We start from the raw sequence: 12,731 nt of genomic DNA on the forward strand, positions 1-12,731 counted from the left end.
TCAATTCGGCGATTCTGCCACAACAATAGCTAGATCCATCTTATTGCAATTAAATCAAACCGTTTCCATTCTATTTGAACTGGAACCAGGTTAAATTTGCAACTGTGGTTGAATCTGACTTAACAAAAGTTACATATACGGTATGGGTCCCTACGGCGGTCCCGGCATTAAGCGGGATATTCTTGACTGACCATGTCTGCCATCCGCCTGTGCTTTCTGCTGTCCAATAACCCAGCATAGTGCCCGTAGGACTGTCCAAGTGGAATTCTATTCTTCCGCCGGAATTAGCGGATGCAACCTTCAAATCAATACTTGTTTTAGCTGTACTACCAAAATCTACATTTTTAAATGCTATATAGTCGCCATTACTCCCTCCACCAACATCCAGCCCACCATCAGTGCTTGCCTCATAGGAAATAACACCTGAACTAAGGTTATAGCCTTCCGCTTCAAATTTCAATGTGTTGAATTTTGGAGCTGCAGCATAGCTGTTAGTATCTGTTATTTTCAATTCTGCCAATGTAGTTGCCGCAACTCCACCGACGCGAACATTGTTTAATGTAACTCCGGAGACAGTAGATGTGTCACTCCAACCCTTCATTATTGAAACTTCACCTAAAGCGCGTAAATTTATATTATTATAGACCACATTTTTTATCGGACCGGTTTTCGCAGAAAGATCAAACCATCTGGAGTGAACACCGGATCTTGGCCAGAAGCCTTCTACATCTATATTGTCAAATATGATGTTTTGTGCTGCTGGAGTTCCATAAAGATGACCTACTGCTAAAGCACGCCAGCACCGGTATACATAAGAGTTTTTAACAACTATGCCATCCTGAAGCTGTTTCACTCCATCTCCAACCTTAAATGCTCCACATCTGCTCCAAGCCAAAGCATCATCCACAACTACATTTGACTGGCTTTCAGGACTTCCAGGCCAGTTTGCAGCTATATCCGTAGTTTCTACATCCCATGTCTTAAATGAGTATGTGTCATCCTCCGATACTGCTACAGTGTGCTTTATGAGTACATTCTGGCTCTCTTGAATGTCGATTGCATCATTTTCATAATCAAGTTCATTGTTGTTGAAGTGCTTTGTATTCTGGAATGTTACGTTATTAGATCTTGTAACTATTGTAGCCCAGCCACCGCTGTCTCTTATTGTTATGCCGTCAACCGTGAAGTTGCTGCACTGCAAGGGTACAAGAATATTGTTCAAATAATTGTTTGTATTTCTCATATAATGGCCATTGCCGTCAATAGTCCCCCTGCCGTATATCTTAATATTGTTTGCATTTGTTTCAGTATAAATAAACCATGTTCCATCCTTACCCAGAGAATTCTTATGAAAATGGGTAGTGTAATCGCTTGGATTTCCTGAACCCCTTATAACAGAACCACCCTCCAGATAAACCGAAACATTGCTTTTTAAAACAAGGTTTCCGCACTTATAAACACCGGCTGGAACGTATACTATACCGCCACCTGCTGCGTTAGCCGCATTTATGGCGTTTTGTATTGCAGTTGTAGCCATAGCGGCACCGGTACTGTCGGCACCGTATTGAGTTTTAACATTGTATATACCTGTACCGGATGAAGCCGGAACATTGGTTTCAAGAGCATCTGCCGCAATAACCAGATCTTTCAGGTTGTTGATTTTAACTATAAGATATGTTGGTGATGAAAGTGTAAATGTAAGTGTATTTCCGCTCTTTGTTGCAGTGATTCCCAAAGCTTTGGGAGAAATATTATAGGTATTGATTGTCTCGCTTGCTGTTATTGTGATTGTAGTAGTTCCTGAAAAAGAGAAATTACAATAATTATAGTTTACAAATACCGCCGAAGTGTCGATTACCGGTATATTTGTAGAGTCTGCTGTTACCGTGTATTGACTGGTCGTGGTATAGATCGACGGTAATGGATAGCTTACAATTGTGCCCGCCGCTCTTGCTGTCAAAGGAACGACAGCTAAAAGACTGGCGAGCATACAAACAATTAAACTTAATAGTTTTAACCTTTTTAGCATAAATAAACACCTCTTTCATATCTTCAGAAAATACTCTGTCATCAGTGAATAATGATTTCACCAGTGATGCTCTATTACTCTTTTCATAAAGTCGACATATTCCTGTTCAGCTTCGGAAGTGGCAGAGTAATACTAACCTTTTCTGCATCAGCAAAGTTTCCTTTTAAAATACGGCCCCGGTTTTGTTCACCTTGTGCAGGATTTCTGCGTTGGTCGCTACTACTGAGCTGTATTGTTGCATTTTATGCACAATCTCCGCGCAAGCCGCTCCAATCATGGCACATGGCCCTACTGTTACTCCGCATTTCCGCCCTCAGCCTGCTTCCAATCTTATCTATGCTCCGGCTCCAGACAGAGCCGGAGCAGATCGTCCACATGGGCCGTTGCCAGACATTCCACCGTATCCGCAGAGCCGTAATAGATCTTGACCTCGCCGTCTTCCTCCAGAATCATCCCTCCCGGAAAAATCACATGATTGCGGAATCCCCCGCCAATCTCATAGTCTGTCTCCGGTACCAGCAGGGGCTGCCTGCTCATGCCGATCACCTTGCGGGGGTCCTCCAGATCCAGCAGCATAATTCCGGCGGTATAGCGCTTCTTCCAGGTGTCCTCCCAACCTTGCTTGCCTCTGGCCGGGTCCACATCCACCGCATGGAAGGTGGTCAGCCAGCCCTTATCCGTCCGGACCGGAGGTGCGGCCGGGCCAACCTTGTCATTGGCAAACGGCACCTGCTCGACGGCGAGCAGTAGGCTGGAGTTGCCCCAATGCTTCAGGTCCGGCGACTCGGAGATCCAGGCATCGAAGCGGTCCCGGCCGCCGCGGCTGTATACCGTGAAGGGACGCTCCAGCCGGACATACTTGCCGCCGATCAACTCGGGAAACAGTACCATATTGCGCAGGTCCGGTGTAGACAGGCTGAGCACCTCGAAGTGTTCCAGATCATCGGTAACGGCAATTCCGCCGCGGATGCCATGGTGCGTATCCACGGCAAAACACATATAACAACGGCCGCCGATCACGGTCAGGCGCGGGTCGTAGGCGCGGATAATTTCCTCGTCATGAATTTTGAACACTGGCTTCGGGCCGGCGGTCCAGCTCAGCCCGTCGTCACTGTAAGCAATGCCGAGATCCGTGGTGTGGTGCGGCTCAAGCGTCTGATCTACCAGTGAGCCGTAATCATTACGGAAGATCATCACATACTTGCCGTTAAATTTCGTTACACCGGCATTGAATACCAGTGCGGTGGGGTAAGGAACCTTCGTTGCATCCAGCACAGGATTGCCCGGATACCGCCGGATGAACGGGGCAGATTGCAGAATTGCCGGAGCGTGTTGAGTCATGGGATGTACCTCCTTGAATTTTAAATATGGAATATGGGTTGCGCAGGGCCGGACCGCTACCCTTTGAGGGAACCGGCTGTCATCTGCATGAAGGATTTGTTGGCGAACAGATAGGCTACGAGAATCGGCAGAATGGACAAGCAGGCGCCTGCCATCATATAGTGGGTCTGGGAAGCGGCCGAAATCCCGTATTTCAGGTTCGCCAGCCCGACAGTCAGCGTCTGCAGCTCCGGCTTCGTCATCGTGAACACGAGTGGCAGCAGATATTCATTCCACGCGCCGCGGAAGGTGAACAGCGCACCTACGCCGAGTCCAGGTCCGAGCAGCGGCAGAATAATCCGCCAGAAGGTGCGGCCGGGGGAGCTGCCGTCCATCAGCGCCGCCTCATCCAGCTCACGGGGAATCCCCTTCATGAAGCTGGACAGAATGAAGAAGATCGAAGCATGGGCGGAGATCAGAATCAATATGACCCCCCACAGGCTGCTGTGCAGATGAAGCTTGACCATCAGATCAAACTGCGGACGCAGCACGACCGCCCCTACTGCCACGAACATAGTAAAGGATTGCAGGCCGATATACAGTTTCTTGCCTGCAAAATCCATCCGGTCCACCACATAAGCCGCCATGGATGATACCAGCAGCGTGCCAACCACCGCCGCCAGAGAGACAATCAGGCTGTTCAGCGTATATCTGGAGAAATTCGCCTGTGCCCAGGCTTCGGCATAGTTCGAGAAATGCCAGCTATCCGGCAGGAAGGTGGCTCCCGCAGTCAGTTCGGCATTTGTCTTGAAGGAGCCGAGAATGGTGATAACAACCGGAATCAGGGTGATAAAAGCAAATGCCAGCAAAAAAATCCACAGGATGATATTGCCCAGTATGGTTCTTATTCTCATAATAGCCTCTCTCCTCAATCGGTCTGATTCATACGTCTGGATGCGTAGAAATAAATGAGCGATATGATCCCGACGATGACCGCAGACACGAAGGCGACCGCACTGCCGTATCCGAACTCTTGGACCTGGACCGCCGCGCTGCCTCCGCCGACAGGGAAAAATAATTTGTACAAATACAGGAACATCACCTCTGTCTTGCCTACAGGACCGCCTTCGGTCAGCACCATAATGCTCTCGTATCCCTTCAAAGCTGTAATGATCGCCAGCATAATGACCATCTGCATGACAGGCCCGAGCATCGGCAGGGTGACATAGCGGAACTGCTGGAGTCTGCCTGCTCCGTCCAGGGAAGAGGCTTCATAAACATCCTCCGGGATATTCTGCAGACCGGCGAGGAAGAGCAGCATGTAATTGCCGACCGCCCCCCAAGCCGCAACCAAAATGACGGTGAGCATGGCATATTTCGGCCCCAGCCAGTCCACACCGGAATCGGAAAGGCCCGAACGGATCAGGAACTGGTTGAGAATCCCGTTATACGAGTTAAAGATCGTGAAGAAGACTACGGCCATTACGGCGGTACTGATGACGGTCGGCATGAAGAAAATCCCCCGCAGCAGCTGTCTGCCCCGCAGCCCCCGATTCAATATGGAGGCCAGCAGCAGAGCCAGCGGAATAGTGATCAGCAGCTTGCCGCCTGCATAGACAAACGTGTTCACCACCGAATCCCAGAACTGGGTATCCTTCAGGATGCGGCTGAAATTGGCCAGCCCGGTAAACCGGGCCGTTCCGAACCCTTTGTAATCATAGAACATATAGCGGAACGCCCAGGCAATCGGATAAATCCCGAGGACCAACGTGAGCAAGGCACTTGGAAAGATAAAGCTGTATGAAAATAAGGCTTGTTTTGTTTTGTTCATCTGGTTTCTTCCGGCTCCTCTCCCTTGCGGCCAGAGCAGAGGGATGGGAAAGCTGCTTCCTCATCCCTCTGCTTTGGCCTATATCTCTATCCCTGACCTTCCATCTACTTGGCGAACTTGCCGCCCAATGCGGCGGGGTCAAAGCCGGCATCCGGCTCGGCCTTCACGCCATCATTCGCAATCACGCTGTCCAGTGCAGTGTTATAGCGTTTGTTCAGATCGGCGATAATTGCCTTCAGATCGCCGCCGTTCAGCATATACTTGAAGAAGGCGTCATCCGATTTCATCCCTTCCGGTGCTACAGACGGATAGACCGGCCACACTCCATCGTGCTTGTTCGGCAGGAAGCCTTCAATGCCGTTCACATCCGGTGTCTTGGCTACTGCGCTGACGGATGGTACCATGGAGATGCCAAAGCCTTTTTCCTGATAATCCGTCAGCACCTGATCGCCGTACATGAACTCCATGAACTTCCAGGCTGCTCCTTTGTGCTCCGACTTCGAGCTCAGCGCCAGCCACTGGCCCCCGAGGAAGCCCGAAGCCCCCTTCACGGTGCCGTCGATGGTCGGAACCGGAGCGGCTGCCCAGTCAATCTTGGCCGGGAACTGATTCTTGTAGACGCCCGGCTCCGAGGAGTAGGACATATACATTCCGATTTTGCCCTCTGCAAACTGCGCCCGCAGCGGATCAATATCCAGCGATTCCACACCCGGCAGCATGCTGCCGTTGTCCCGGATCTGCTTAAAGGCATTGATGATCGATTCGAAGCCGCTGAAATCGTAGCGGGCCGTCTTGAAATCATACCCGAAACCGCCGTAGCCGCTCATCTCCGCAATCACCCGCGCCGAACGCGCAAACGCGCTTCCGGGGCTTTTGAAGTTCTGGGCGAAGCCGTAAGCGCCGTCCGCTTTACCGGCTTCCGTCAATTTTTTGGCGGTATCCACCAGCTCCTGCAGGGTAGCTGGCGGATGCTCAACGCCTGCTTTGGCGAACAGATCCTTGTTGTATACTAGACGCATGGTTGTTCCATAATTCGGCAGACTGTAACGCTTGCCGTCAAATTCATTCAGATCCGGCATGACCGGGAATTTCGTCTTCAGCTCATCGGTGAGGAACTCGTCAATGGGAGCGAGAAAGCCTTTTTTGTAGAAGGTCTGGATGGTATTCTCCTTCACCCGGATTACATCCGGCGCATCGGAGGTCTGGAAGGACAGATCGAGTGCGGTATCGAAGTCGTCGCCCTTGACGACCAGCTCCACCTCAATCCCGTCAGTATTGGTTGCGTTGAACTCGGCTACCTTGTCCTTCACGAAATCCGCATCATGACGGTCGCCGGTCCAGTAGCTGATTTTGGTCTTGTCCCCCGAGCCGCCTGTCTTCCCGTCTCCCTTACCTTCTGCAGCATTGCCACCGTTACCGTTGCCGCAGGCTGTCAGGCCAAGTGCCAGGACCAGGCTCAGAGATGTTATTAGCATACGCTTCATCATTGGTAGTTCCCCCTTATATATCCCTGTTGTATTCGCTTACAACCTGATTATAGACGGATTGGCGCATCCGGATAAGGCGGGTAAGCCCACTTTAAGGGCAGATTTCTGCAGGAGCTTTATACAGTGAAGGGAGGCCACCTCCGCCCTGCGGACATGCCTCCCCTGCGCATTTTTATTCTTTTCCAAGATAATGCAGTTTGAACTCGGACGGGGTCATTCCGGTATATTTCTTGAACACCTCGCTGAAATAGCGCCTGTGCTCATACCCGAGATCCTGGGCGATCTCCTGAACCTGCCGGCCGCTGATCAGCATCGCCTTAGCCTTCTCCATCTTCTCGTGCATCACATACTGCTGAAACGAAATCCCCTGCACCTTCTTGAACAGGTTGGAGAAATACCCCTGGCTGAGGTTAATCTGCTTCGCCACCTGCTCCAGCGACAGCCCCGTATCCAGATGGCTATCGATATAAGCGGCGGCCTGGCGGATAATCCGTGTGGACTCCAGGGAACGGACCTCCGTAACCAGCGCACAGGCCTCCCGGCACAGCCCGGACAGCAGGTCCCGGATATCCTGCAGGGAAGGATGCACCCGGTTCTTCATGACGGCAATCCTGCGCTCCAGCGGCTCCACCTGCCCGTAGGGGAACTGCTCCAGCAGGACCCGGCAGATCCTGTAGCCCAGCTCATAGCCGACGCTTTCCACATAACGCGGCTCAGGCAAAAGCCCGCTGTCCAGCAGCTCCGCGAATAGCTGATCGAGCATCTGCAGGCTTTTGGCAGAATTGCCGGAACGCAGGGCGAACAGCAGCTCCTGCTCGACGGCGGCGGAGTAGCTGTGAAGTGCGAGCGGTTTATTCTCGACATTGCTGTAAATGTAGACCCCGTTTCCTCCGGTGTAGAAATGATAACCCAGCGCGCTAATCGCCTGCCTGTACGCTGTGCCCAGCTCCTGAATCGCCGCTGCGCCCAGCCCCACGCCAATGGAAAGTGTATGCCGGGAGAATCGGCTTACATTCGTGCAGCAGGCCTCCGTAACCAGCGCGGCCGTATCCGGGTCCGAGCCGTTCATGATGCAGACGTACCGGTCTGTCGCCTCCCGGATGATAACGCCGCGGGTCCAGGCGGAAATCGTCTCTTCGAGAATATTATGCAGGCTGAACCGCAGCAGCTCGACCTCCTGCACAGGCTGGCCGCTCAGCTTCTCCGTGAAATGATCGATTTCGGCGACAAACACGAAGAAATCATGCTGGTCCAGAGGGATATCGAGATAGGCCCAGCGGGAACGTGCATCCGATTCTGTCGTCTGGTGGTGCAGCAGGAAGATGAGATATTCTTGGCGGAGAATAGGCAGACTTTCTCTAATTTTGGCCTCCATCACAGCAAGTCTGGTGGTCTCCTGACGCTCCTCCCGGCACAACTCCCTGGCCTTCAGCACAGCCTGCACAATCTCGTTCAGGGAAAAGGGCTTCTTGACGAAATCAAGCGCCCCTAGTCGGATGGCTTCCTGGGCATAAGAGAACTCCGAGTAGGCGCTGAGGATAATAATCTTGCAGTCCGGCAGTTCCTCCAGAATCGCCCGGGTCATCTGCAGGCCGTCCATTCTTGGCATCCGGATATCAGTCAGCACAATGTCCGGCCGGGTCTCGCGGATAATCTGCAGCCCCGCTTCACCGTCCAGCGCTGTACCGACTACCTCAATACCGTGCTCCTGCCATGGCGGCTTGCTCGAGACCATCTCCACCACACTTTTAATATCGTCGATTACACATAATTTGAACCTTTCCAGCTCCAGCTTCCGGTCCATCCTTCATCTCTCCTCTTCTGAGGGAATCCACAGATCCGTCCGTGATCCCTTACTTGGTTCGCCGCCCACATCCATACGGGCTTCGTCCCCGTAATACAGCGCCAGCCGGTGCCTGATGTTGAACAGGGCATAACCTTTCCTCGACTGCGGAGCACTGAGCATCCCCTGCTTGACCCGTACAGCATCAAGTCCCCGTCCATTGTCGGTAATGCAAATATGCAGCAGCCCCTGCTCCCGGCTGACCGTGATGTCTATCCTGCCTCCTAAAGTCCGGTCGCTGAATCCATGCTGGATGCTGTTCTCCACCACCGGCTGCAGGATAATCTTGGGCATCAGACAGGTAAGCAGTGCCTCATCCTCTACCGTCACCGTGTATTCGAACAGACCTTCATAGCATTTCTGCTGAATAGCGAAATACTGCCGCACGTGGGACAGCTCATCCGCAAGGGTAATCAGATCCTTGCCGCCGCTGAGCCCGATCTGGAACATCTGCGACAACGACAGGATCATCTCATTTACATCGTCATTCTCCCCCATGACCGATTTGCAATAGATGGTATTGAGTGTATTGTACAGAAAGTGCGGCTCCATCTGGGCCGTAAGCGCGCGGATCTCTGCATGCCGCTTGTCCTCCTCCTTGGTCTTCACATCCGCGATCAGCGTCTTAATCTCTGACATCATCCGGTTGAACTGAAAGCCGACCTGGGCAACCTCGTCCTCATAACGGCTCTCATACACCACGCTGAGCTGGTTCTCTTCGACTCTGCGCATCAGCCGCCGCAGCTTGAACAGGGGCTTCAGCAGCACAGATGTCAGCTGGTTGGAGATCAGCCAGGTGGCCAGCAGGAAAACAACGATGACATAGAGGGTAATGCGCTGCACCCGCTGCAGCTTGCCCAGCAGCTGGTCCCGCGACTGCATGCCGGAGATGATCCAGTCGGGTGATACCGCTGAGCTTGTATAATTAACCAGATACTTCTTGCCGCCATAGCTGTAGTAGTGGTCCTGCGGATCGGCCGCTTTCCCGGCTTCGGCAAGCACCGGCTTCCAGGGGAACCTGCCCCGGAACGGCCAGCGGGACTCCACCACCGCCTCTCCTTCCCCGCTCACCAGATAATAATTTCTCCCTGCTTGTTCTCCGCCTGTATTCAGCAGCTCATCTATCCGGCTCTCCCTGATATTGACCACAATAAATACATTGCTGATCGGCGTGTAAGGGTATTCATAAATCCCCCGGACTACGAAGGAGACCACCCGCTGGCTGCCCGTGAACAACCGGTCATAATGTCCTTTGGCCCAGTAGCCGCCTGGCCGCTCCTTGCTCAGATCATATAATTCCGAGCCGTAGAACGAGTTGTCCTGCGCCCGGATCTGCGTAGTGGAATAGAAATCGCCAATCGGGGTAACGATCAGCACGTTTTCGATGATCGGCTGATTGAACGTTACCTGGGAGAGCACATATTGCAGATCCGACAGATGGACATAGTAATTCGACACATCATGGCTGAACACATCGAGCATCATCTTGCGGTACGCATCGCTCAGCATCAGGGACTGCACAGACAGCGCCACATCATTCAGGCGGGAATCCAGCAGCTGTGCCGTCTTGCTTACGGTCTCCCGGCTGCCGGCGTAGGCATTATCCTCGATCTCCTGCGCGGCAATCCAATACGAGAAGCTGCCCATTGCACCGATGGACAGCGTAATCAGCACGATGAACGAGAACAGAATCCTCTGTTTGATGGATATCCGGTAATACCTGCCGGCGATCTGCTGCCGGATCTTACGGCCATAGGCTGTGAATGTATTCATAGTTCCCCCTTCTTGAGCATGTATCTCCCTATGTTTGTATGTTCTTGTCACTTGTACCATATGGCTGCTCCAGTCCGGTGTCAAGACAGGGCATGATTATTTAGCGGATTCCGTCCCTTATTATCAATAGGCAGGGGGCCCTCCGCATAACATGGTGCGGATTCACTAATCATGGCTCAAGTTGACGGGAAGCTGCGCGATTGAGTAATTATGCTTGTGACGGTCAGTCCATTCCGTTTGATGCCTTTCTGCGGCAAATGTTGAACGATCCAACAGTAGCAGAGCTCACTGATTTTGTTGCCTCATACGTAAAAAATAATACAATTAGCCAAACTGACGGTTTCAAGGGCGATTCTATGAAGCATGAAACAGAGATGGGGGGAACGTTGAGCGAAGTCCTGCCCCAACTGAATACTGGCGGCAACGCAGTGTTCACTTATTATGGCGGCGGGCAATCTGGTCTGCTTCATGTGGTATTCCATGTATAGGTCTGGTAACAATGTACTGCTTCCATTTGCTGCTTCGACATCTGGATGTGAAGATGTAAAACTACGTCAAAATTTCAATTTTACGTTTTTATTTCCGCTTGATCATCTTTACAGTAAATCACGCTTAATTTTTGCGATCTGTCACAGTTCTAGCTGTTCTCTATTGTTAAGCCCCTTAACAGTCTGCAATAACTCCACTACTGTACCACTTAATTCACCAATAGTTGAATGCTCCTTCCCGGTTAAAAGCCATTCATAAGAACAACCGAACTCAGAGCAAATTGAGAAAACCGTCTCTATTGCCGGCTTACCTTTTCCAGATTCCAAATCACTAAGGCTGCCTTGAGAAACACCGATTTTATTAGCTAAATCCGTTTGATTAAGATTATGTATTTTTCGTAGTTGTTTAATATTTGCCCCAATAGTGTTCATTTAACCGCCTCCACACTACGATTTGTGCCAACAATTGATCCACGAGCTTTTGAACCTAAAATCAGTTTTAGCCATTTAGAGTATCTTTAATAATACTCAAGGAAAACCATTAAAAAAGCCCTGATAAATCAAGGGTTTCTTGACCATCAGGACTAAGATACTTGTACCAAAAATCGTTACAAACGCAACAAGATAAATTACAACTCACACGTAGATAAATTCTCCGCAACCTTTAACAAAATTCTCGGCAATTTCCTTTTGACTCATCCGGGTGACAATCCCTGAAAAAATACCAAGTGCAAAGAAAAGCGCTCCGATCTCAGTCATATACCAGCCTTTGCTCAGTATTCCCCAGACAATAAGTCCCAAGGTAAAGATGAAGCCGCCAATAATTAATTTATCCCGATTCGAGAAACTTACTTCTATCCCATCGTTCTCCTTGATGAAGCGTTGGCGGTTTAGAATATCATTTTGGAATACCGCTGAAAATCACCATGGCTATCGGAATCAGTAATATCCCTTTACTTTTGAGTCTTCCGGCTAAAGCTATCAGTGCCCGGTCAATCGCCCCCGTCTGCAGAATAATTCTAAAAGCTCCCCCTACAATCAGGACGAAGGCGACGACATCAGCACCATTGATGATTCCCTCCAACGGCGCACTGGCAATTTGGGCAAATCCTTGTCTCAAATCCCCTTGCTCACTGATTTTAGGAACGGTATGATAGGTTCCCGGGATGATGGCTGTTCTGGAGGAACCATCCACCAGCACTTCCTGGCGGTCAAATTGGCCGCTCGGGACAATCCAGGTTAATCCGGCAATAGCCACGATAATCAGAAAAATCAATGTATAACTATGAGGAAGGGACCATTTTATTTTAAGTTTAACCGTTTCCATTTCTACCCATCGTAATCGGAACATTGGCCTCAAGCATGGACTTGTAATTATAAAACCGGCTTTCATTTTCTTTTCCGGCCACAGCAGCCATATAAGCATCCAAGCGCGAAATGGACCTGCAACGGCAGCTCTCCCGCTGCTTCCAGCTCTTCAAGGACCGGCAGCAAACCGCTATGCCTGTCAAAGCCTATATCTTTTATCGAAGTTACACCCCGCTTAGCAAGCATTCGGGCAAAGTCCAAAAACTCTTGTCTGACTAATTCCTGATCCTGCATCATGTCATGAAGGAGACGGGCGCGTGATTCCGCGCTGCATTGGTTAGGGAGAAACTGATACTTATCCTGGGCAAGCTTGTTCATCCAACAATAGCTTTTCGTCAAATTAATGGCGATTACAGCCCTGTCAGTAAAAGCTTCGTCTAATAAGCTTTGCCCCGGAAGCTCGCCCCAACACTCTTCACTCCACCCGTAAGCGTATACATTTTGCTATAAGGTTTTTTTTGCCTCTTGTTTTAGCAACTCTAAAGCCTCTTGGATTGTAGCGACATTCGTCAGATCCACTCCACGGTGCATGGACATGTAACCGGTAAAAAATACATGGTTATCATGTACACCAGGCATAATGAACGCATCC

At 50.7% G+C, this 12,731-nt stretch carries 13 protein-coding genes; 1 reads left to right on the forward strand and 12 read right to left on the reverse strand.

All coding sequences use genetic code 11. The features are described 5' to 3' along the window. Positions 1–70 precede the first annotated feature (70 nt). The 7 genes from NSQ66_RS22360 to NSQ66_RS22390 all read right to left on the reverse strand — a co-directional run bounded on the left by NSQ66_RS22360 (position 71) and on the right by NSQ66_RS22390 (position 10,283). Complete coding sequence (locus tag NSQ66_RS22360; RefSeq protein WP_076142247.1) at positions 71–2,029, reverse strand: carbohydrate-binding protein; 1,959 nt, start codon at positions 2,027–2,029, stop codon at positions 71–73. A gap of 330 nt (positions 2,030–2,359) precedes the next feature. Continuing rightward, positions 2,360–3,370, reverse strand: coding sequence for a glycoside hydrolase family 130 protein (locus NSQ66_RS22365; RefSeq protein ID WP_036683303.1), 1,011 nt, complete (start codon positions 3,368–3,370; stop codon positions 2,360–2,362). A 56-nt stretch (positions 3,371–3,426) separates the two neighbouring features. Further along, positions 3,427–4,263 (reverse strand): carbohydrate ABC transporter permease, encoded by an 837-nt coding sequence (locus tag NSQ66_RS22370; RefSeq protein WP_036683306.1) that lies wholly within the window; start codon positions 4,261–4,263, stop codon positions 3,427–3,429. A 14-nt stretch (positions 4,264–4,277) separates the two neighbouring features. Continuing rightward, positions 4,278–5,180, reverse strand: a complete 903-nt coding sequence (locus tag NSQ66_RS22375) for a sugar ABC transporter permease (protein WP_036683309.1) — start codon at positions 5,178–5,180, stop codon at positions 4,278–4,280. A gap of 104 nt (positions 5,181–5,284) precedes the next feature. Beyond that, the gene (locus NSQ66_RS22380) at positions 5,285–6,667 is read right to left on the reverse strand and encodes an extracellular solute-binding protein (RefSeq protein WP_036683312.1); all 1,383 of its coding nucleotides are present in this window, start codon (positions 6,665–6,667) and stop codon (positions 5,285–5,287) included. A 172-nt stretch (positions 6,668–6,839) separates the two neighbouring features. Continuing rightward, on the reverse strand, positions 6,840–8,471 hold the full coding sequence (locus NSQ66_RS22385) for a response regulator (RefSeq protein ID WP_036683314.1): 1,632 nt from the start codon (positions 8,469–8,471) through the stop codon (positions 6,840–6,842). A gap of 3 nt (positions 8,472–8,474) precedes the next feature. Beyond that, positions 8,475–10,283: a sensor histidine kinase gene (locus NSQ66_RS22390; protein WP_036683317.1), complete on the reverse strand. Its 1,809-nt coding sequence runs from the start codon at positions 10,281–10,283 to the stop codon at positions 8,475–8,477. Between the two features lie 200 nt (positions 10,284–10,483). Between NSQ66_RS22390 and NSQ66_RS22395 the strand changes: the two genes are divergently transcribed. Continuing rightward, a complete protein-coding gene (locus tag NSQ66_RS22395; protein WP_036683320.1) occupies positions 10,484–10,771 on the forward strand; it encodes a hypothetical protein in 288 nt (95 codons plus the stop codon). Positions 10,772–10,912: 141 nt separating this feature from the next. Here the strand turns inward: NSQ66_RS22395 and NSQ66_RS22400 are convergent, their stop codons facing one another. From NSQ66_RS22400 to NSQ66_RS22420, 5 genes are all read right to left on the reverse strand, one after another. Further along, positions 10,913–11,203, reverse strand: a complete 291-nt coding sequence (locus tag NSQ66_RS22400) for a helix-turn-helix transcriptional regulator (RefSeq protein ID WP_051491282.1) — start codon at positions 11,201–11,203, stop codon at positions 10,913–10,915. Positions 11,204–11,407: 204 nt separating this feature from the next. Continuing rightward, on the reverse strand, positions 11,408–11,668 hold the full coding sequence (locus NSQ66_RS22405; protein WP_305953628.1) for a hypothetical protein: 261 nt from the start codon (positions 11,666–11,668) through the stop codon (positions 11,408–11,410). A 1-nt stretch (position 11,669) separates the two neighbouring features. After that, the gene (locus NSQ66_RS22410) at positions 11,670–12,098 is read right to left on the reverse strand and encodes a hypothetical protein (RefSeq protein WP_051491283.1); all 429 of its coding nucleotides are present in this window, start codon (positions 12,096–12,098) and stop codon (positions 11,670–11,672) included. Between the two features lie 62 nt (positions 12,099–12,160). After that, positions 12,161–12,457 carry a hypothetical protein gene (locus NSQ66_RS22415; RefSeq protein WP_051491284.1) on the reverse strand — a complete coding sequence of 99 codons (297 nt, stop codon included), beginning with the start codon at positions 12,455–12,457 and terminating at the stop codon, positions 12,161–12,163. Positions 12,458–12,583: 126 nt separating this feature from the next. After that, positions 12,584–12,718: a hypothetical protein gene (locus NSQ66_RS22420; RefSeq protein ID WP_256715948.1), complete on the reverse strand. Its 135-nt coding sequence runs from the start codon at positions 12,716–12,718 to the stop codon at positions 12,584–12,586. Positions 12,719–12,731: the final 13 nt, after the last annotated feature.

The organism is Paenibacillus sp. FSL H3-0329 (genome assembly GCF_037963285.1).
Classification (GTDB): Bacteria; Bacillota; Bacilli; order Paenibacillales; family Paenibacillaceae; genus Paenibacillus_AQ; species Paenibacillus_AQ odorifer.

Bases quoted from the DNA above. Each gene is read 5' to 3' on its own strand.
- NSQ66_RS22360 (WP_076142247.1), bottom strand. From the start codon at position 2,029: ATGCTAAAAAGGTTAAAACTATTAAGTTTAATTGTTTGTATGCTCGCC.
- NSQ66_RS22365 (WP_036683303.1), bottom strand. From the start codon at position 3,370: ATGACTCAACACGCTCCGGCAATTCTGCAATCTGCCCCGTTCATCCGG.
- NSQ66_RS22370 (WP_036683306.1), bottom strand. From the start codon at position 4,263: ATGAGAATAAGAACCATACTGGGCAATATCATCCTGTGGATTTTTTTG.
- NSQ66_RS22375 (WP_036683309.1), bottom strand. From the start codon at position 5,180: ATGAACAAAACAAAACAAGCCTTATTTTCATACAGCTTTATCTTTCCA.
- NSQ66_RS22380 (WP_036683312.1), bottom strand. From the start codon at position 6,667: ATGATGAAGCGTATGCTAATAACATCTCTGAGCCTGGTCCTGGCACTT.
- NSQ66_RS22385 (WP_036683314.1), bottom strand. From the start codon at position 8,471: ATGGACCGGAAGCTGGAGCTGGAAAGGTTCAAATTATGTGTAATCGAC.
- NSQ66_RS22390 (WP_036683317.1), bottom strand. From the start codon at position 10,283: ATGAATACATTCACAGCCTATGGCCGTAAGATCCGGCAGCAGATCGCC.
- NSQ66_RS22400 (WP_051491282.1), bottom strand. From the start codon at position 11,203: ATGAACACTATTGGGGCAAATATTAAACAACTACGAAAAATACATAAT.
- NSQ66_RS22410 (WP_051491283.1), bottom strand. From the start codon at position 12,098: ATGGAAACGGTTAAACTTAAAATAAAATGGTCCCTTCCTCATAGTTAT.
- NSQ66_RS22415 (WP_051491284.1), bottom strand. From the start codon at position 12,457: ATGAACAAGCTTGCCCAGGATAAGTATCAGTTTCTCCCTAACCAATGC.
- NSQ66_RS22420 (WP_256715948.1), bottom strand. From the start codon at position 12,718: ATGCCTGGTGTACATGATAACCATGTATTTTTTACCGGTTACATGTCC.